We start from the raw sequence: 19,778 nt of genomic DNA on the forward strand, positions 1-19,778 counted from the left end.
CAGCAGACTATCGCTGCAACCTGCGAACACACCTACCGGCGTGCGTCCACCACCGATCAGGTCGCCGAAACCGGCCCCGGCACCTGCCCCTCATCGCCTGCCACACCGGCGTCGGGCGGCCCACCGGAGGTGTCGGCAGAGCGGGTGAGCAATCGCACGAAGTCCTCGATGGACAGCGTCTCACCACGACGAGCTGGGTCGATGCTGGCCGCGAGCAACCGATTGGCCGATTCGTTGCCCGAGCCCGCCCACTCCAGGAACGCGTTTCGCGATGTCTTGCGCCGTTGCGCGAAGGCGATGTCCACCAATTCGAACACCTGCCGGCGGAAGTTCTCGTCGGTGGGCCAGGGCGTGGTCTCGTGGCGGTCAATGCGGACCAAGCCGGAGTAGACGCGCGGGATCGGCCAGAACACCGTGGGCGACACCATGCCGCAGCGGCGCACCCGTCCGTAGAAGCCGACCTTGACGCTGGGCACGCCGTATTCCTTGCCACCTGGTTCGGCGGCAAGCCGTTCGGCGACCTCAGCCTGGACCATCACCGTCACGACCCGGATGGACGGGAACTCGGCGAGTAGATGCAGCAACGCGGGAACCGCGACGTTGTAGGGCAGATTGGCGACCACCGCGGTCGGCTGGTCGGCCACGTCCTGCCTGCGCAGCGTCAAGATGTCGTGATGGACGACGGTCAAGCGCCCGATCTCGCTATCGGAGTGCTCGGCCACGGTTTGGGGTAGCCGAGCCGCAAGCACCGGGTCGATCTCGACGGCCGTCACGGCGGCGCCGCGCTCCAGCAGGGCCAGCGTCAGCGAGCCCAGCCCGGGACCAACTTCGAGCACCTGGTCAGACCGGGTGATACCGGAGACGGCAACGACCTTGCGCACGGTGTTGGCGTCGTGGACGAAGTTCTGTCCAAGGGATTTGCGTGGCCGGATATCGAGTTCTTTGGCCAGCCGCCGGATCTCGGTACGCCCGAGCAGCCGGATGGTCAGTGTGCCCCCGCTCGCCCACTACACACGGGCCAGGCGCCCCAGCCCTGCCGTTGGCGGGTCACCTCGGCCACCGCGATCTGTTCTTCGCGGGTGGCCAGGTCAGCCCGCTCGGCGTACCGCAGCCCGCCGTTAGCCACCCAGGTGCCCTGATCGAACTGCACGCCGCCGTAGTAGCCGTTCCCGGTGTTGATCGCCCAGTTGCCGCCGGCCTCACAACCCGCGATGGCATCCCAGACGGATCCGTCGATCACCACAGGCACTTCGGTGCCCGGCTTGGTGCCCACCCGGACCACCGCTTCGCGCGCCGGAGTGATCACCACGTTGGCGACCGGCAGCTTGCCGGTCACCACGCCGTTGACCTCGGCGACCGCGAAGGTCACGTCCTGGGTTCCCGGCGCACCCGGGTCCTCCACCACTTCCCGGCTGATGTTCATCTCGGGGTCCTCGATGCGCCGCGCCGGCGGGGGCAGCTCCACCCGCTCGGTGACCCGCTCGATGCGGTTACGCGTCACCTCGATCTGCATGCCGTCAACGATCGGAGTCGCCGCACTGGGCACCACCTGGTCGTTGCCCTGCAACGGGGCGCCGGCCGCGCTCAGCAACGCCGCGACATTGGCGGCCGGCAAGTGCACGCTGCGCACCACACCGCCGTCGTTGATCTGCACGTTCTTGGCGCTGACGACGGGCAAAGCCATCCCCGCCAGCGGCACCCGGCTGCCACGAGAGGCCGTGGCCGGAGCCGTGTCGGTCATCGCGAGTTGGGCCAGTGCCTCATCCACGGTGGAGGCCGTGGTCCACACCTTCTTGACCTGGTGGCCGTCCAGCGAGATCTCCAGCGGGCGGCTGCGCCGCAGCACGATGGTGTCCGCGTTGTGCACCGCCACTTCCGCGGCCGGATACAGGTCGTCACGGTCTCCGACGGAGTAGCCGTTCTCCTGGACGATGTCGATCACCCGCGACTTCATCGTCGTCACCCGCATCGCGGTTCCATCGACGGTCAATGTCACGGTCTTGGACGCAGAAACTGCGTAGCCGCCGGCCAGGGCCAGTCCCACCAGCAGAGCGCCAACCACAGCGCGCAACATGGGCGATTCAGTTTGATGAAGTTTCGTAATCAGATTCAACGTCCGTCTATCCCCGACCTCAGCAACAACCCAACGACCTTTTCAGCTGAAAATGACAAAATGGGCCCAGAGGCCCACCTGTTCGATAACAAGACGGTAACGAACCGTCCAATGTTGAGCAACTCCGGCGGCGGGGTGCTACAACCGCGGACCGGGAATCGCCTGTTGGCCTAGCCTAGTCCATACACTCGCCGAGCATTGCTGGCCGTTACCTGGGCCAATTCCTCAGCACTACCATTGAGCAGCTCAGCGAGCGCCCGAACGGTGTAGGGCAGGCAATACGGTTCGTTCGCTGCACCGCGGTAGGGGTGCGGGGTCAAAAAAGGTGCATCGGTTTCGACCAGAAGCTGGTCCAGCGGTATCAGCGGGACCGCTTCGCGCAGCTCGCGGGCGTTGCGGAAGCTCACCGTCCCGGACAGGCTCAGCAACCATCCGGCCGCCACACACTCGCGGGCCATCGCAGCGTCCGACGAGAAGCAGTGGAAGATCACGGTGTCGGGAGCGCCCTCGGCGCGCAGCACGTCGAGCACCTCGCGATCGGCCTGCCGGTTGTGGATCATCAGCGGCTTGCCGGCCCGCTTGGCCAGGTCGATGTGCCAGGCAAAAGCCTCCCGCTGCACGTCGGGGTCCGCGCATCCTTCCAGTCGACCCGGCCAATACATGTCCATACCGGTCTCCCCCACCGCCACTACCCGCCGATGAGCTACCAGTTCTTCGATTTCACGGCGCGCGGCCTCGGTCAGCGCGTCGGCCCGGGTCGGGTGCAGCGCGACCGCGGCGTAGACCCGCGGATCCCACTCGGCCGCACGGGTCACCCATCGCGCCGATTCCAGATCGTCAGCGATGGTCACCACCGCCTCCACCCCGACCGCCGCGGCACGGTCGACGATGGCGATCACTCCCGCGGCATCGGCGGCGCCGCAGGCATCGAGATGGGTATGCGCGTCGATCAACGGTGCCAGGGGCTGCGGGGCGGGCGGTGCTTCTCGTTTGGCGGCGCGGTTGGAGCTCACGCGCACACAATAGGACTAACCAATAGGGTGGGTTCTGAGATGAAGCCCTATTACGTCACCACTGCGATCGCGTATCCCAACGCCGCACCGCACGTGGGTCATGCATACGAATACATCGCCACCGACGCGATTGCCCGGTTCAAGCGGCTCGACGGCTTCGACGTCCGCTTCTTGACCGGGACCGACGAGCACGGGCTGAAGGTGGCGCAAGCCGCCGCGGCCGCGGACATCCCGACCGCGCAGCTGGCCCGGCGCAATTCGGATGTGTTCCAGCGCATGCAGGAAGCGTTGAACATCTCCTTCGACCGGTTCATTCGCACCACCGATTCCGACCACTACGAGGCCTCCCAGGAGATCTGGCGGCGCATGGATGCGGCCGGCGACATCTATCTGGACAGCTATTCCGGCTGGTACTCGGTGCGCGATGAAAGGTTCTTCGTCGAGTCGGAGACCCAAGTTGTCGACGGCACCCGGATAGCCACCGAAACCGGAACCCCGGTGACCTGGACCGAGGAGCAGACCTACTTCTTCCGGCTGTCGGCCTACGCCGACAAACTGCTGGCGCACTACGAAGCCAACCCGGATTTCATCGCGCCCGAGGTGCGGCGCAACGAGGTGGTCAGCTTCGTCTCCGGTGGGCTCAAAGACCTATCGGTCTCCCGCACGTCGTTCAACTGGGGCGTTCCGGTACCCGGACATCCCGACCACGTCATGTACGTGTGGGTCGACGCGCTGACCAACTATCTGACCGGGGCCGGCTACCCGGATACCGGCTCGGAGGCCTTCCTGCGCTACTGGCCGGCCGATCTGCACATGATCGGCAAGGACATCATCCGGTTCCACGCCGTCTACTGGCCGGCATTCTTGATGTCGGCCGGAATCGAGCTGCCGCGCCGGGTTTTCGCGCACGGGTTCTTACACAACCGCGGCGAAAAGATGAGCAAGTCGCTGGGCAACACCATCGACCCGATGGGCCTGATCGAAACGTATGGAGTGGACCAGGTTCGCTACTTCTTACTGCGCGAGGTCCCATTCGGGCAGGACGGCAGCTACAGCGAAGAAGCCATCATCAACCGGATCAATACCGATCTGGCCAACGAGCTGGGAAACCTGGCCCAGCGGTCGTTGTCGATGATCGCCAAGAACCTGGGCGGGGCGGTACCCGAGCCCGGCGAATTCTCCGCCGCCGACAGGGAGCTGCTGGCGATCGCCGACGGGCTGCTGGAACGGGTGCGCGAACACTTCGACAATCAGTCGATGCACCTTGCCCTGGAAGCGATTTGGCTGATGCTCGGCCATGCGAACAAATACTTTTCCGACCAGCAGCCGTGGGTGCTACGCAAGAGCGAGTCCGAGGCCGACCAAGCCCGGTTCCGCTCGACGCTCTACACCACATGTGAGGCCGTGCGCATCGCGGCGTTACTGGTTGCGCCCGTCATGCCGGAGTCGGCCGCCAAGTTGTTGGACCTGCTGGGCCAGCGGCCAGATCAGCGGTCGTTCAACGCCATCGGCGCACGCTTGGTCCCGGGCACCGCGATGCCGTCGCCCACCGGTGTATTCCCGCGCTACCAGCCGCCGCCTTCCGAAACCGGGTAAGCGTTACCGGCGCGGCCGACTGCCCTACTTTCAATTTGGCCGGTCGACGCCGTGGCCCCAAGGACGCTTCCCGCGCAACGGTTTTGCCGGGCATGCTCTGGTAGAGTCTTGCTCGAGGCTGGCCCATCACGTTAGCGGAATGTTCTTGCGCCGCAGTCGGCTTGCCGAGGGCTTGGGCCGCGTTGCGCGGCCGAATCCGCTTCAGCGCCAATGGCGGCAGTTCGAGTGGATCTTATTACCGGGCGTCGGCGCCAGCCGAGAATAGGTGTATGAGATGTCCAGCGATGTCGTGGGATACGGCGTTAGTGCGCAGGCAAACGATGGCACTTTGGTTGAGCTATTGCGGCGCCTACCCGCAACCACCGAGGTGGAGTTGGTCCAGCGCGAGATCGATCCGGGAAGTTCGGTGCTTGACCTCGGTGCTGGCGTCGGGCGGATCGCCAACCCACTGGCGAAGCTCGGCTATCGGGTCACCGCCGTCGACGATTCAGCGGCGTTGTTAGGTGAAGTTCGGGGCGCCCGGACGGTCTGCGCCCGGATCGAGGAGCTGGAACTGGGGCAGCGATTCGACGCCGTGCTACTGGCCAGCAGCCTGATCAACTATCCGGGGACCGAACTTCGGCGTGCCGTATTAGCCACCGTTGCAGGCCATCTCGAGCCAGCCGGCAAGGCTCTCATTCAGTGGAGGTCACCGAGCTGGTTCGCGTCGATGCAGCAAGGCGGTAGCCACCGGTTCGTTGATGGTCCGCTGACTCGGACGATGGATGTCAAGTCCGACCGTGATGGAGTGCTCGAAGGCACGGTCAGTTTTGAATTGGACGGCCAGTTGTGGCGCCAGCCCGTTCGCGCGCAGCGCCTTACCTGCGCGCAGATCCAAGATGAACTCCACAGTGCCGGAATGCAATTGGAAACCAACGAGCCGGAAAAGGCCGAATGGCTGGTCGCGAGTCCGCATCGTTGATTCGGGTCGGGCTGGCCGGGCCAACCCACAAACGCGTGTTCACCTGCTAGTCCGGCGCCGGGACTCCCCTCATCGCCCGGACCAAAATGCGCCCCCCGCGATGCGGCACCAGGATGACGTTTTTCAGCTTCTGCCGTTCGTCGACCGCCGTCGTGGGGCATAGTTCGACCCGACGCAAGATCTCCCGCAACACAACGCGCATCTCGACCATGGCGAAGGCCGCGCCGAGGCAGCGACGACTACCGCCGCCGAATGGCAGCCAGCCGGTCGGGCCCAAAGTCACGCCGAGCATTCGATCCGGGTCGAACCGTTCTGGCCCCGGGTAAAGCGCCGCGCTTCCGTGCACCAGCCCGATTGACGGGACGACCATAACCCCCTCTGGCAGTAGATAACCCGCCAACTCGATCGGCTTGCGCAGCACTCGGCCCAAATCAAAGACCACCGGACGGGCCCGGAGGGTCTCCTTGACCACTGCGTCGAGGTACTCGTTGCCGACGGGGTCGCCGGCCGCGCTCGCATCGGCGGCCTGCACTGCCTTGGCCAGCACGGCCGGATGGCGGGTAAGACGTTCTAGCGCCCAGCAGAGCCCCGCCGCGGTGTTGTCGTGCCCGGCTACCAACAGGGTCATCAGCTGGTCGCGCAGCTCGCCGTCAGCCATCGTGCGTCCGTCGTTGTAGGCCGCTTGGATCAGCATGGCCAGGGTGTCAGCGCGCCCGGATAGGCCTGGGTCGGTTCGGTGTTCGGCAATCTCGGCGTAGAGCAGTTCGTCGGCCTCGGCTATGCGTCGATGCAGACCTCGCCAGGGGCCGCGCTGCAGGAGATTTGGTTTGGCCAGGGCCAGTGTCTCCCACGGGCGCAGATCGAGTAGCCGTGGCATGACTGCGCGTAGTGCCGCCAGCCGGGCTGCGTCGCTGGTACCGATGACCGTTCGAAGTATCACCTCCAGGGTGATCTCGGACATCTTGGTTGCGGCCGCGAATGGGGTGCCCACGGGCCAGCCGGTGACGTTTTCCGCGGCGATCTCGGCGATCAGCCCGGCTTGTCTTTCGATCACGTCGCGGTGAAATGGTGCCAGCATCAGGCGCCGCCGGTCTCGATGGACTCGGTCGTCAACCACCAGCAGGGAGCTGTCACCGAGCAAGCCTCGAAGCATGCTTGCCGCACCGCCGTGAAGGGTGTTCGGGTCACCGGCGAACACGGACTTGATGACGGCCGGATCGGCGACATAGACCATCGTGCCGATTGATGCGACTCGAAGCGTGAAGACATCCCCGTAGCGCCGCCGACACGCAGCCAGAAAGCGCGGTCCGTGGCGGATTAGTAGTGCGTCCTGCACTGATCGGGGCAGCCGCGGTCCGGGGGGAAGCGCGGTTCTGGTCCGCGCGATCATCGTCGTGACATCGTAGGCGTTACCCTTCATCGACGCCCTTCTCGAGAAAATTCGTTGCGCGACAGAACGTTCTACTGAAGTCCAGCACCAGTAGCGATTGTGCCGACCTACGCCGGCGCCTGACGTAGGTCGGCACATCGACAATCCGGCTAAATCACTCGGCGAGATCAGCCGCCGTGAAGTACGGGTACGAGTAAGCGACATCGCACTCGCTGAAAAGACAATCGTAAGACATGAATTCACCTCCTCTGCGCTAAATACCAAGTTAACCAAAGGGTTTCAATGCAAAGACACCGGATCCATCCAGACACCCGGGCTCGCAGAGCTAGCGTATAGGCGCCAAGCCAGATCCCGGCATCAAGCGTCCGCACAGATTGCTTCAAACCATCAGATAAGGCCTTGCCGCGAAGCCTTTTTCGCAGACGACGCACAGCGGCCCGCCACACAGTATACAGATACCTGGTACCCGTATCACGGTCCGACGAAGCCAAGCTCCAGGGCATTGAGCCCCAGTAGAGCCATCGAGACGGCGCCCGGCATGGGGCGAACGTTGGATTTGGCGCCGCCCCCCAGATCTTGAGCTGCGAGTCATGTTGCCCACATGACCTTTTGGCGTCGTTCGACGGGTGCTACAGCGACTTGATCATGCGGCGATGGCGGTGTGCGGTTGCAGCCCCGGAAACGACAGGCCCCGAGCGGCCGTTGCTCGATGCCCCGCGCCAACACCGGCAATGTCGCACCGCAACTTCTACGCGGCAAGATTCAAAACAGCAAAACCCACCACACCACGGCGCCTGCCGCGCAACACTCAGCTTCGCGACGGAGCTCGTCAAGTAGGGCTCGAACACAACGCCGTCCTTGCGGGCCGACTCCTCGTCAAGCGATTTCGGATGCCACAAATCCAATGGTCAACCCCACTCCACTGGGCCAGCGGATCGGGCTCGGGCCGCCTCTGGAGCCCGACCCATTCTCCATGCGCTCATGGATGCTGGATAGCGGCATTCGCCTCGGCGGCAAACATCATACGCGCCACCAGTGACTGTATGTTCTTTGGCGAGTCGCTGTGTGTCGTCTGCGAAAAAGGCTTCGTGGCAAGGCCTTATCTGCTGGTTTGAAGCAATCTGTGCGGACGCCTGATGGCGGGGACTCACGCCGTCCGCGCCTACATCACCCGCTGGAACAAGACGCGCCCACTAACTTCGGATGCGGACCAATAGGATGTTTCCGCAGTGATCGAGAATCGCAAGGACCTGGAGTCATACCTGGCCGCGGATCTACACGCCTACGGCCTGGATCGCTGGCGACTCCGGCACCGGATCTTGCAGCGCCCCGCGCATTTTCAGCGTTTGCTACGCAAGTCCGAGTATTGGACGAATTCGGCTCGGACGCCGGCCGGGCGACTCGTTGCCGCGTATCTTCGGCTACGAACCAAGTTCCTCGGCGAACGCCTCGGCTTCGACATCCCGCGCAACGTATTCGGCCCGGGCCTCTCGATCGCCCATATCGGCTCGATTGTCGTGAACTGCAACGCCAAAGTCGGCTCGAATTGCCGACTCCACCATGGCGTGACAATAGGTGAGGGACGCGCGGGCGAATACCCGACGATCGGCGATGACGTTTTCATCTCGGTCGGAGCCACGGTGCTCGGCGCCGATGTCGGCAGCCGTGTGGTCATCTACGCGAGCGCGGTCGTCATCAAGCCGGTACCTGACGATGTCGAGGTCGCCGGCATTCCCGCCCGAGTCGTCAGGGACCGTCGTCCGGGCGGCCTGCGCCCCCAGAGGCCGGGCTCCTAGGCCCGGCACCCAGATCGCCGACCGGCACAGGAAACTCGTTCAGCACAACGTCAGCAAACCTACGGTGTCATTGATCGCTGACCGAGGTCTGCGCGTCGCGGGGCACATCGAGTGCCGCAATGGCGTAAAAGCCGGAATCGTCGCGGCCGTCCCGAGCCAGCAGCATGGGCGGATAATCCACCAGGTGCGAACCATTCGGTTTGTGCTGTTGCCAATCGATCGCAGCCCGTAGCGTGTAGTGACCGGCCGGCAGGCCAGTCAGATCGATACGTACCGTCTCGGTTGCCGACGCCGGTATCGGCGCAATGGCATTGCGATCACCGGGCGCCTCGGGAACCAGAGATTTGAGGTCCACGCTCGATGGCAGCGTGCGAATCGTCTGTCCGGTGAAGTCCACCAACCGGAAGCCGGGTACCCATTTCTCGGTCGCAGCGGCGGAGCCGGAATTGGTCCAGACCACCGAGATGGTCGCCGCCTTGCCGTCCATCCCCTGGGATCCGGGTTTGGCTTCGACCGAATAGCGATATCCCGCGGTCGCATTGGCCTGGGCCCACAGCAAGTACAGCTTGGGATCCATCGGTGAGCGCGAGTCCTCGTCGGGGAAGTTGATGCTCGATGTCATCGAGACGTGGTATCTCATGACGTCGCGCAGGCCCTTCTCGTAGTAGGCCTGCCGCGTGGTGCCCTCGGGCAATTGGCACCATTCGGTGATCACCGGCGCCGTGGCCAGCCGTTGACGCAGCTGCCCGACCACGGGATCTTGGGTCTGCACGTAGTGAGCGCCATTGCCGTCCGCCCAGGCCGGCATTGGCGCATAGACCCCAAGGCAGTCCGACCGGATACCGACCGGCGCGGAAAGCTTCTTGGTGACGTCGTCGGCAAGGAGTTCGCGAACGATCTCCGGGTTGGCCGGACTGGTCACCAATTGGGTTCGGGGGAAGGCGCTGACGTTCGCCCCGACCAGCTGCCGAATGGAATCGGTGGTGATGTTCTGGTCGCGGAACTGGCTGTAGTAACCAAGGGCGGCGGCGCTGGCATCGGGGGCCGGACCGGGCGCACCTAGCGAGTCACGCAGATAGGCGATGTGGTTTTCGCTGAAGTCTCCGTATCCGGAGAACTCGAACACGCTGAGCCGTTCGTCGCCGTCGTAGCGGCGGCCCAGCGCTGCCAGCAACTCGCTGAAGCTGCGCAGATAGGTGGGATCGTTGAAGTTCGGCACCACCTGCGTCACTCCGGCACCCACGCCGTGAGCCGGCCCCGGATAGCTGGTGGTGGTTCCCGGAATCGCGCGCAACCAGTCGGGCACGGCGATGTTGGTGTTGTTCGGGTAGGAGTCGTTGCAGCAGGAGTTGTAGGCGTAGATGCGCAGGGTCAAGCGCATGCGACGATCGGCCAGCTTGCTCAGCGCGTCGTCGATCAGGCCGAAGTCGTACTTGAGTTCATCGGGAGGGTTGGGCCCCAGCGTGGCCGGATCCACCGGCTGCAGCTGGCGCCACGGGAGCCGCAAGCTGGCGTCGAACGACGCCGGCCAGGCCGGGTACCGCTGCTGGGCGGGATCGCGTTGCGGGAACAGCGGTTCCAAGAGGTCTTCGTACTGGCCGCGCAGCGGGTTGGGGAGCTCCTGGGAAGCCGCCGGAATCGCGGGACTGACTATCGCGGCCAGTGGGCTGTTGTTTTCGTGGCTTCTGCTGCAGCCGTCGAGTGCCCCGCCCAGTAGAAGAACCACGCACGCAACAACGATCGATGTGTGTTTCTTAATTGTCCGAACCATTCTCACATTCGAGCCAGATCGCGCCGAGCATCGACGCCTCGCGGTCGGCGAGCAACGGCATCGACATCCAACGAGCGGATAACAACGCCGCCAACGCGTTGCTGACTACCTTCAGTTGACGAGCGGCCTGTTCGAGCCCAGATTTTCGAATGCACGCCAGTGCGCATTGATAAACCCCAGTTCGCCTGGTTTTCCGCCGGGTCTACCGGGAAAGTCACGGCTCGATTCTAGTTAAGCGAGCCTAACACGCACGCCCGGTCCAGCCGGGCTGCCGAGCCGGCGCGCGACGGCCCAATGCGGTGACGATACGCCCGGTCAGCTAACCGGAGGTGGTTGGCGCAAGCAGGCCCGGCCGTGGGACCGGGCGCGCCGAAAGTGAGACAGCTCACAATCGGGGCCCTTACTGTCACGGCAGGCCGGTCTGCGGTGTCTTGAGGGCACAAGTCCGTTGCGTTCCCCAAGCGTCCGCAACAACGGCAACAACACGGAGGCAGCAGATGAGCGAGATGACCGACCACCGTAACCATGTCGTCGTGATCGGCGGCGGCTACGCCGGAATCATGGCCGCCAACCACTTGAGGTCACGTGCGGACCTGGAGATCACCGTGGTGAATCCGCGTCCCGTCTTTGTCGAGCGGATTCGGTTGCACCAGTTGGCCGCGGGCAGCGGCACCGCCACCGTCGACTACGACTCGATGCTCGGCGACGGCATTCACCTGGTGGTCGACGCCGTCGACCGTATCGACGCCGATGAACACCGGTTGCTACTGGCATCGGGATCCGAGCTGCGCTACGACTACCTGATCTACGCCGTCGGCAGCACCGCGGCGATGCCCGCCGTGGCAGGCGCCGCCGAGTTCGCATTTTCGGTGGCCGACCTCGACGGCGCGACACGGCTGCGGCACGCGATGGCCGATCTGCCCGCCGACGCCGCCATCACCGTGGTCGGCGGCGGATTGACCGGCATCGAGGCCGCGGCCGAACTTGCCGAGCGTGGCCGCCGCGTCACGTTGGTCTGCGGCGGCAGGCTGGGGCCGTCATTGAGCAACCGCGGCCGTCACTCGGTGGCCAGGCAACTGGGCAAACTCGGGGTGAACGTGCTGGAATCGGCGGCCGTCAGCGAAGTCCGGTGGAATGCGGTGGTGCTGGCCGATGACACGGTGCTCACCAGCGCCGCCACCGTGTGGACGGCGGGATTCGGCGTCCCGGATCTGGCCGCCCGCAGCGGGCTCCGCACCGACGATCTGGGCCGATTGCTCACCGATGAGACGCTGACCAGCGTCAGCGATGACCGCATCGTTGCCGCCGGCGACGCCGTCGCACCGTCGGGCCAGCCCTTGCGGATGAGCTGCCAAGCCGCCGGGCCGCTGGGGGCCCAAGCGGCAAACACGGTGCTGAGCCGGATCGCTGGAGGTCAACCCGTCGCGCTGAACCAGGCGTTCGTCGGACAATGCATCAGCGTGGGCCGCAGCTACGGCACGATTCAACTCGCGCACACCGACGACACCCCGGTGAACGTGATCATCGGCGGCCGTGCCGGCGCGGCAGTCAAGGAAGCCATCTGCAAGGGCACGCTGTGGGCGCTGCGGCGCGAGGCCGCCAAACCCGGCTCGTACTTCTGGCTGAAGGGCGGCAGCCGACCCGTCCAACCGTCGGCCGAGCAACCGGTTGTGCTCCCGTGACACCGCCGTCGCACAGTGACGAGCATGCCGAACGGTTCACCCTGCTGCGCCCGCTGTTGTTCACCATTGCCTACGAAATCCTGGGCTCAGCAACCGAATCCGACGACGTGCTGCAGGAGAGCTATTTGCGGTGGGCGGCGGTCGACTTGTCGGCCGTCCGCGACACCAAGTCCTACCTGGCCCAACTGGTAACTCGCCAGTCGCTTAACGCATTGCGGGCCGGCGCTCGCCGCCGCGAGGAGTACGTGGGGCCGTGGCTCCCCGAGCCGCTGCTGCTCGACGAGAGCGACCCGTCTGCTGATCTGGTACTCGCGGAATCGGTGTCGATGGCCATGCTGGTCCTGCTGGAGACCCTGACCCCCGACGAGCGCGCGGTGTTCGTACTGCGCGAGGTGTTCGGGTTCGACTATGACGAGATCGCCGACGCGGTGGGAAAGCCCGCTCCGACGGTGCGCCAGGTCGCTCACCGGGCCCGCGCGCACATCCAGGCGCGGCGCAAGAAGTATGGCGATGTCGACCCGCAACGCAATGCGCAGCTCACCGCCCAGTTTCTGCAGACCGCTGCCAGCGGCGACGTGGAAGCGTTGATGGCGATGCTGGCACCGGATGCGACCTGGCTGGCCGACAGTGGCGGCAAGGTGTCTGCGGCCCGCAAGCCGGTGGTCGGCGCCGAACGGGTGGCCAGGGCCATCACCGGGCTCATCCGCAAAGCAGCAACCGAACTGCAGGTCGAGCTGGTGACGTGCAACAGTGCTCCCGCGGTCCTGTTCTATCTCGGCGGGCAGTTGGAGGGAGTGATCACGCTGGAAATCGTCGGCGACAAGATCACCAACTTCTATGTGATGCGTAATCCGGACAAGCTGACGGCGGTGGCGCGGGCCCACGAAATCAGCCGCGGCTAGGCGTCGCGGCCCTGCCGCTCACCAGCGCCGCTGCACCGCCTGCCGTCCCCGGGCTGGACTCGTGGCGTGCGAAAACCCATCGTTCTGTCAAGCTAAAGCGGTGTTAATCGACCGGCTCGGCGATCTTGGCAGCGCCCCCCAGGTGCTGCGCGCCGTCGGCCATGCCACCCGGCAACTGGATCTGCCGCCGCCGGCCGCCCTCACCGGCGAATGGTTCGGCGCGCTGGCAGTCATCGCCCCCAGTGTGTCGGTGCGGCCGGTGACCAGCACAGATACCTTCCCGATCCGGCGCGGCGCCGATACCGCGGCGGCGTCGGTGCCGGGCGCGGTCGGTGGCGGCTGGGTGGGCTACCTGTCCTATCCAGACCCTGGCGCCGACGGGCACGGTGGCCGAATCCCGGAAGCGGCCGGCGGCTGGACCGACAGCGTGCTGCGCCGGGACCGCGACGGGCAGTGGTGGTACGAAAGCCTGTCCGGTGCGCCCATGCCGGACTGGCTGGGCAACGCGCTGTCAGCAACCCCGGGGCTATCCGCCCGCCCGGCAGCGACCTGCCTGATCGACTGGGGAACGGCCGACCGGCACGCACACCGCGAAGGCGTGCTGGCCTGCTTGGATGCGATCGCGGCCGGCGAGGTCTACCAGGCGTGCGTATGCACCCAGTTCACCGGAACGGTGGCCGGGGACCCACTGGATTTCTTCATCGACGGAGTCGCCCGCACTTCCCCGGCCCGGGCCGCCTATGTCGCCGGCGATTGGGGCGCGATCGCATCGCTGTCCCCCGAGCTTTTCCTGCAGCGCCGCGGCGACACGGTGGCATCCAGCCCGATCAAGGGGACCCTGCCCCTGGACGCCTGGCCGTCGGCGTTGCGGGCATCGCCCAAAGAGGTGGCCGAAAACATCATGATCGTGGACTTGGTCCGCAACGACCTTGGCCGGGTTGCGATTACCGGCACCGTGACGGTGCCCGAACTGCTGGTGGTGCGGCGCGCCCCGGGCGTGTGGCACCTGGTGTCCACGGTGTCGGCCCAGGTCCCGGTCGAGTTGCCGACCTCGGCGCTACTGGACGCCACCTTCCCACCCGCCTCGGTCACCGGCACACCCAAACTCCGTGCCCGCCAATTGATTTCGCAATGGGAACAGCGCCGTCGTGGAATTTACTGCGGCACAGTTGGTTTGGCCTCTCCAATCGCCGGTTGCGAGCTCAACGTCGCCATCCGCACCGTGGAATTCGACACGATAGGCAACGCGGTACTGGGCGTGGGAGGCGGCATCACCGCCGACTCCGATCCCGGCGCCGAATGGGAAGAATGCCTGCATAAGGCCGCGCCCGTCGTTGGCTTGCCGGCGCCCACAACCGCCACCAGGGTGGGCTAGTCAGCAAACCGGGCCCCGATAACCAACGAATTTCGGCCAACGCCCACGCAATGGGCCGCTGACGCCTAAGCTCCTAAGCATCGACCCGTGTGCGCGCCGCGGTCGAATGCGAGAGGGGACCTTCATGAGAGTCGGTGTCGTTGGCGTTGCCGCCGCGGCCATGGTGGGCGGGACGGTGGCGGTTTCGCCACTGACCATGTCCGGGCCGATGCACGCGCCCAACCAGGGGACATGCACCGCGGGGCAGCAATGCGACCGGCTGGCATCGGTCCTGATCCCGAAGCCGCCCGGAGAGCCAGCACAGCCCGCCGGACCGGCGGAGATAACCCCCGCCGAGGCACCGCAGGCCATGCTGCCGGGCTTGGAGCAGCCACCCGCGGTCCCAGCAGCAGCGCGCATTCCCGGCGGATCGGGCCTACCGGGCGGCCTGGACGCGGGCGGCTCGGCCCTGACCGCGTTGCCGCCCCCTGCTGGCGTCCCTGACGTCGGCATTCCCGGCGTTGGCATCCCCGGTGTCGGTCTTCCCAGCGTGGGTGTTCCGACGGTTGGTTTCCCCACGATCGGTGTGCCCTCGGTGCCGAACGTGGTCGGCTCGGTGCTGGGCATCACCGGCTCAGTGACGAGCGCCGTGACTTCCGGCGCACTGGCAGTCACCTACGTCATGCTCGCCTACAACACCCTGCGCTCGGCAGGAATCCTGCCGGACCTCAGCGTACCGATCAGCTCCGTGACCAATATGCTGCTGCCCTCCACGGCGACGGCATCATCGCTGCTGCCCACCTTGGCCGCGCCGGGACTGGCCGCCCTGCCCGGCCTGACCCCCGCAGGTCTGGTCACGCTGGCGTCAATGGGCGGAATACCGGGTCTTAGCCTCCCTGCCCTGTCGGGAGTGTCTCCGGCAACTCTGCTGACCGAGGCGGCCAATGCCTTGCCGGGTCTGGCGAGCGTGTCAACCACCGACCTGCTGGCGGTGGCCGTGATGGGCGGAGCGCCGCAGCTGGCCTCCATGCTGCCCATGCTTCAGGCCGCGCTGCCGGGCATGTCGGCCACCGATGTGATGGCGATGGTGACGGGCGGACTGCCGCAGCTGCCGGGCGGCCTGCCAAACCTTCAGGCCATTCTGCCCGGGGGCGATCCGACGATGCTGGCAGCGGCGCTGCCGGCACTGGCAGCGGGCGGTCTGCCGGCCCTGCCGGCCGCGGGCCTACCCGCACTGCCGGCCGCGGGCCTACCCGCACTGCCGGCCGCGGGCCTACCCGCACTGCCGGCCGCGGGCTTGCCCTCCCTGCCGGCCGGTTTGCCCGCGCCCAAGGTCGGTCTACCGTCATTGGGCGGTCCACCGGCGCCGCCACAGCTGCCGGCGCTGCCGGCACCGGCGCCTCCGAAGATCTCGCCTCCGAAGATCTCGCCCCCGCGCCTGTGCACGCCGACAATCGGCCCCATCGGGAGCACCTGCACACCCAACTGATCGGCAGCTACGGCGCCGCATCCGTTTCGCGGCGCGCCAGCTGGACCGCATCGTAGAGTTCGCGCGTACGGATGCCCTGGTGCCCCGTAGCCACCTCACTGCAGGCGTCTTTGACCCGAATGCCGCCCGCGACGAGGTTCTCCACCTCCGCCACCAGCGACTGCAGGTCGACGTGCAACGGGGCAGCACCGGCCAGTACCACGGTGATTTCGCCGAGCACGCCGTCGGCCGCCCAGTCGGCAAGTTCGCCGAGCGATCCGCGTCGCACCTCCTCGTGCACCTTCGTCAGTTCCCGGCAGACCGCGGCGGGACGCGAACCCCCGAGCTGCTCGACGGCATCGCGCAGGCACGCCGCCAGCCTGCGCGGTGACTCGAAGAACACGCAGGTCCGCGGCTCTTCGGCCAGCGAGGCCAGCCAGGCCCGGCGAGCCCCGCTCTTGCGTGGCGCAAACCCCTCGAAGCAGAACTTGTCCGACGCCAAACCCGATACCACCAGTGCCGTCGTTACCGCGGACGGCCCGGGCAGGCAAGTCACCGAGATCCCGGCCTCGATACACGCCGCCACCAATCGATAGCCGGGGTCGTTGATGATCGGCATTCCGGCGTCGCTGACCACCAACACCGTCGCGCCGGCTTCGATCGCCTCGACCAGGGCGCCCACCCGCAAGGCCTCAACCCGATCGAACAGGCTGACCACGCGGCCGCCAATCGAGATGTCGAGCGCCTTGGCCAGGGTTCGCACGCGGCGCGTGTCCTCGGCCGCCACCACATCGGCACTGGTGAGCGCATCGATCAGGCGCGCGGACGCATCCGAGGGCTGGCCCAATGGGGTTGCCCCGAGCAGCAGACGACCAACGGTCATGACCGACAGCCTACGATCGACACCGATGACCGCACCGCCTCAACAAACCTCCGTCGTCGCCGGGGAACGTGCGGTACCCGTTGTCAGTCCCGGACCGCTGGTGCCGATCGCGGATTTCGGGCCGGTCGACCGGTTGCGCGGCTGGGTGGTGACCGGCGTAATCACCCTGCTCGCCGCGGTGACCCGGTTCCTGAACCTGGGTTCGCCGACCGATGCCGGCACGCCGATCTTCGACGAGAAACACTACGCACCGCAAGCCTGGCAGGTGCTCAACAACCACGGCATCGAAGACAACCCAGGGTTCGGCCTGGTCGTTCATCCTCCCGTCGGCAAACAGATGATTGCGATCGGTGAGGCCCTGTTCGGGTACACCGGATTGGGGTGGCGATTCAGCGGCGCGCTGCTGGGCGTGGTCATGGTGGCGCTGGTGGTGCGGATAGTGCGCCGCATCTCCCGGTCAACCCTGGTCGGAGCCATTGCCGGACTACTGCTCATCTGTGACGGCGTCAGCTTCGTGGCCGCCCGCACCGCGCTGCTCGACGGATTCCTGACGTTTTTCGTGGTGGCGGCCTTCGGCGCGCTCATCGTCGATCGCGATCAGGTGCGGGCGCGCATGCACATCGCCATGCTGCAGGGACGTATCGGCGAGACGGCCTGGGGCCCGCGGCTGGGGGTGCGGTGGTGGCGCTTCGGTGCCGGGGTGCTGCTGGGCCTGGCCTTCGCCACCAAGTGGTCTGGTCTGTATTTCATCGCGTTCTTCGGCGCCATGTCGCTGGCGTTCGACGTGGCGGCGCGGCGTCAGTACCGGGTGCCCCGGCCATGGCTGGGGATGTTGCGTCGCGACCTCATCCCCACGGGATATGCGCTGGCGCTCATCCCGTTCGGGGTCTACCTGGCCTCCTATGCGGGGTGGTTCGCGTCGGAGACCGCGATTGACCGCCACCAGGTGGGCCTGACCATCGGTCCCGACAGCGTGGTTCCGCTGCCCGACGCCATTCGGTCGCTCTGGTACTACACCGCCAAGGCGTTTCACTTCCACGCCACCCTGACGAATTCCGCCGGCAATCACCACCCATGGGAGTCCAAGCCGTGGAGCTGGCCGATGTCGTTGCGCCCGGTGCTTTATGCCATCGATCAGCAGAACGTTCCCGGCTGCGGTCCGCAGTCCTGTGTCAAGGCCGAGATGCTGGTCGGCACACCCGCAATGTGGTGGCTGGCCGTGCCGGTGTTGCTCTACGCGGCGTGGCGGATGTTTGTGCGCCGGGACTGGCGTTACGCGGCCGTCCTGGTTGGCTACTGCGCCGGGTGGTTGCCCTGGTTCGCCGACATCGATCGACAGATGTACTTCTTCTATGCGGCGACCATGGCCCCATTTTTGGTGATGGCCATCGCGTTGATTCTTGGTGACATCCTCCACCAGCCCGGCCAGGGCAAAGAGCGGCACACCTTGGGGCTGATCTTCGTGTGCTGCTACATCGCGTTGGTGGCGACAAACTTCGCGTGGTTGTTTCCGGTGCTCACCGGCCTGCCGATCTCACAGCAGACCTGGGACATGCAGATGTGGCTCCCCAGCTGGCGCTAGGGCAAGGGGTCTCGGGCGACCGGGCATGACATGCACCGCGGCCCGCCCCGGCCGGTACCCAACTCGGATCCGCCGATGGTGAGCACTTCGATGCCCGCCGCCTCGAGGCGCGCGTTGGTCTGGGCATTGCGCTCGTAGGCGACGACGACACCCGGCGCCAACGCCAGTGTGTTGTTTCCGTCGTCCCACTGCTCACGTTCGGCGACAACGGGATCGATACCGGTTCCGATGACCTGCAGCTTTTCGATGCCCATCGCACGGGCGGCCGCCTCCACGAACGGAGCCGCATCACTGATGGTGACGCCATCGGGCTGGCGCTCGATGGTGAAGGCCGTGAGCTCATCGACGACGTTCGCGTACATCACCACCTTGTCGACGTCGACCATCGTGCACACGGTATCCAAATGCATTTGGGCACGCCGCTGAGCGATCGGCACGGCCAGCACCGTGTGGGCGAGGTCGTCATCAAAAAGGCTCCGCGCCAATGCTTCCGCACCGGCCGGCGTGGTGCGCTCCCCCACCCCGACGGCAACCACGCCGGGAGCCAGTAGCAGCACGTCACCGCCCTCGACGGGAGCGGTGCGCGACTCGTAGGCGCGGCGTATTCCGGTAAAGCGCGGGTGATGGGCGTAGATGATGTCGGTCAGCGACGCCTCGCGTACGCGCGCCCGCATCGCCAGCGACGGGATGACAAACCGCGGCCCGATCCATATCGACGAGTCGCGGGTGAACAGCAGATTCGGCAGCGGCTCGATGACAAAGTCCGCGTCGTGGTGCATCCGAACCACCAGCGACACGTCGGTGCGGGCATCGGCCGGAAGCTCGTTGAACGTCATCCCGGCGGTCAGGACATGCGACAGCCGAACCGGGTCCAGACCACGCAGGTAAGCGGAAAGCTCTTGCGCCAAGGGTATTCCAAGCCGACGCGAATCCACGGCGGCCGCGACCCCCTGCATGCGGGCGGCGCCGCTGTGGAGCGCCTCGGTCAGCAGCTCGGAAAGCAACAGCACTTCCACACCACGAGAGCGCAGCAGCTCGGCGAATTGGTCATGCTCCTCCTGCGCCCGCGATACCCACGGCAGCCCATCAAAGAGCAGCTGGTCGCTGTTGCGCGGGGTGAGCCTGCGCAGTTCGGTTCCCGGGCGGTGCAGGATGACGACCTTCAGCGTTCCCACTTCGGAATTGGAGCCCAACTCATCAACCACAACTCAAACCGTAGCGGTGCCGGCTCCACCGGTCGCGCCGTACGTCGCCATCGAACTGATGT

15 protein-coding genes are annotated in these 19,778 nt (G+C 66.0%); 8 read left to right on the forward strand and 7 right to left on the reverse strand.

Annotated features, from left to right (window positions below):
* Nucleotides 1-56: 56 nt before the first annotated feature.
* The 3 genes from rsmA to CCUG20998_RS22260 form a co-directional block, all read right to left on the reverse strand.
* Nucleotides 57-989, reverse strand: a complete 933-nt coding sequence (gene rsmA / locus CCUG20998_RS22245; RefSeq protein WP_036426311.1) for a 16S rRNA (adenine(1518)-N(6)/adenine(1519)-N(6))-dimethyltransferase RsmA — start codon at nt 987-989, stop codon at nt 57-59.
* Complete coding sequence (locus CCUG20998_RS22250) at nt 986-2,113, reverse strand: resuscitation-promoting factor (RefSeq protein WP_036456097.1); 1,128 nt, start codon at nt 2,111-2,113, stop codon at nt 986-988. The genes rsmA and CCUG20998_RS22250 overlap by 4 nt, the downstream gene beginning before the upstream one ends.
* 170 nt (nt 2,114-2,283) lie before the next feature.
* Nucleotides 2,284-3,132, reverse strand: a complete 849-nt coding sequence (locus CCUG20998_RS22260) for a TatD family hydrolase (RefSeq protein ID WP_020729720.1) — start codon at nt 3,130-3,132, stop codon at nt 2,284-2,286.
* A gap of 33 nt (nt 3,133-3,165) precedes the next feature.
* Between CCUG20998_RS22260 and metG the strand changes: the two genes are divergently transcribed.
* Both metG and CCUG20998_RS22270 read left to right on the forward strand, forming a co-directional pair.
* The gene (gene metG, locus CCUG20998_RS22265) at nt 3,166-4,722 is read left to right on the forward strand and encodes a methionine--tRNA ligase (RefSeq protein WP_020729719.1); all 1,557 of its coding nucleotides are present in this window, start codon (nt 3,166-3,168) and stop codon (nt 4,720-4,722) included.
* A gap of 274 nt (nt 4,723-4,996) precedes the next feature.
* Entirely contained in the window at nt 4,997-5,683 is a 687-nt protein-coding gene (locus tag CCUG20998_RS22270; RefSeq protein WP_020729718.1) for a class I SAM-dependent methyltransferase, read from the forward strand.
* Between the two features lie 46 nt (nt 5,684-5,729).
* Here the strand turns inward: CCUG20998_RS22270 and CCUG20998_RS22275 are convergent, their stop codons facing one another.
* Nucleotides 5,730-7,103, reverse strand: coding sequence for a cytochrome P450 (locus CCUG20998_RS22275; protein ID WP_020729717.1), 1,374 nt, complete (start codon nt 7,101-7,103; stop codon nt 5,730-5,732).
* A 1,199-nt stretch (nt 7,104-8,302) separates the two neighbouring features.
* Between CCUG20998_RS22275 and CCUG20998_RS22280 the strand changes: the two genes are divergently transcribed.
* Nucleotides 8,303-8,869 (forward strand): serine acetyltransferase, encoded by a 567-nt coding sequence (locus tag CCUG20998_RS22280; RefSeq protein ID WP_020729715.1) that lies wholly within the window; start codon nt 8,303-8,305, stop codon nt 8,867-8,869.
* A gap of 67 nt (nt 8,870-8,936) precedes the next feature.
* On the opposite strand, the gene CCUG20998_RS22285 is transcribed toward CCUG20998_RS22280, so the two are convergent.
* Complete coding sequence (locus CCUG20998_RS22285) at nt 8,937-10,640, reverse strand: hypothetical protein (protein WP_050674615.1); 1,704 nt, start codon at nt 10,638-10,640, stop codon at nt 8,937-8,939.
* Between the two features lie 497 nt (nt 10,641-11,137).
* Here CCUG20998_RS22285 and CCUG20998_RS22290 point away from each other — a divergent pair, with 497 nt between their 5' ends.
* The 4 genes from CCUG20998_RS22290 (at nt 11,138) to CCUG20998_RS22305 (ending at nt 16,067) form a co-directional block, all read left to right on the forward strand.
* The gene (locus CCUG20998_RS22290) at nt 11,138-12,322 is read left to right on the forward strand and encodes an NAD(P)/FAD-dependent oxidoreductase (RefSeq protein ID WP_020729713.1); all 1,185 of its coding nucleotides are present in this window, start codon (nt 11,138-11,140) and stop codon (nt 12,320-12,322) included.
* A complete protein-coding gene (locus CCUG20998_RS22295) occupies nt 12,319-13,224 on the forward strand; it encodes an RNA polymerase sigma-70 factor (protein WP_012396039.1) in 906 nt (301 codons plus the stop codon). The genes CCUG20998_RS22290 and CCUG20998_RS22295 overlap by 4 nt, the downstream gene beginning before the upstream one ends.
* A 100-nt stretch (nt 13,225-13,324) precedes the next feature.
* The gene (locus CCUG20998_RS22300; protein WP_036456095.1) at nt 13,325-14,599 is read left to right on the forward strand and encodes an aminodeoxychorismate synthase component I; all 1,275 of its coding nucleotides are present in this window, start codon (nt 13,325-13,327) and stop codon (nt 14,597-14,599) included.
* A 124-nt stretch (nt 14,600-14,723) separates the two neighbouring features.
* Nucleotides 14,724-16,067, forward strand: a complete 1,344-nt coding sequence (locus CCUG20998_RS22305) for a hypothetical protein (RefSeq protein ID WP_068873870.1) — start codon at nt 14,724-14,726, stop codon at nt 16,065-16,067.
* Between the two features lie 7 nt (nt 16,068-16,074).
* Here the strand turns inward: CCUG20998_RS22305 and rsmI are convergent, their stop codons facing one another.
* Nucleotides 16,075-16,929, reverse strand: coding sequence for a 16S rRNA (cytidine(1402)-2'-O)-methyltransferase (gene rsmI / locus CCUG20998_RS22310; RefSeq protein WP_020726419.1), 855 nt, complete (start codon nt 16,927-16,929; stop codon nt 16,075-16,077).
* A gap of 25 nt (nt 16,930-16,954) precedes the next feature.
* On the opposite strand from rsmI, the gene CCUG20998_RS22315 reads away from it, so the two are divergent.
* Nucleotides 16,955-18,511 carry a dolichyl-phosphate-mannose--protein mannosyltransferase gene (locus CCUG20998_RS22315; protein ID WP_036456092.1) on the forward strand — a complete coding sequence of 519 codons (1,557 nt, stop codon included), beginning with the start codon at nt 16,955-16,957 and terminating at the stop codon, nt 18,509-18,511.
* Here CCUG20998_RS22315 and arcA read toward each other — a convergent pair.
* Entirely contained in the window at nt 18,508-19,716 is a 1,209-nt protein-coding gene (gene arcA, locus CCUG20998_RS22320) for an arginine deiminase (protein ID WP_015356988.1), read from the reverse strand. The two genes, CCUG20998_RS22315 and arcA, sit on opposite strands and share 4 nt — an antisense overlap.
* Nucleotides 19,717-19,778: the final 62 nt, after the last annotated feature.

It is taken from the genome of Mycobacterium marinum (assembly GCF_003391395.1).
Classification (GTDB): domain Bacteria; phylum Actinomycetota; class Actinomycetes; order Mycobacteriales; family Mycobacteriaceae; genus Mycobacterium; species Mycobacterium marinum.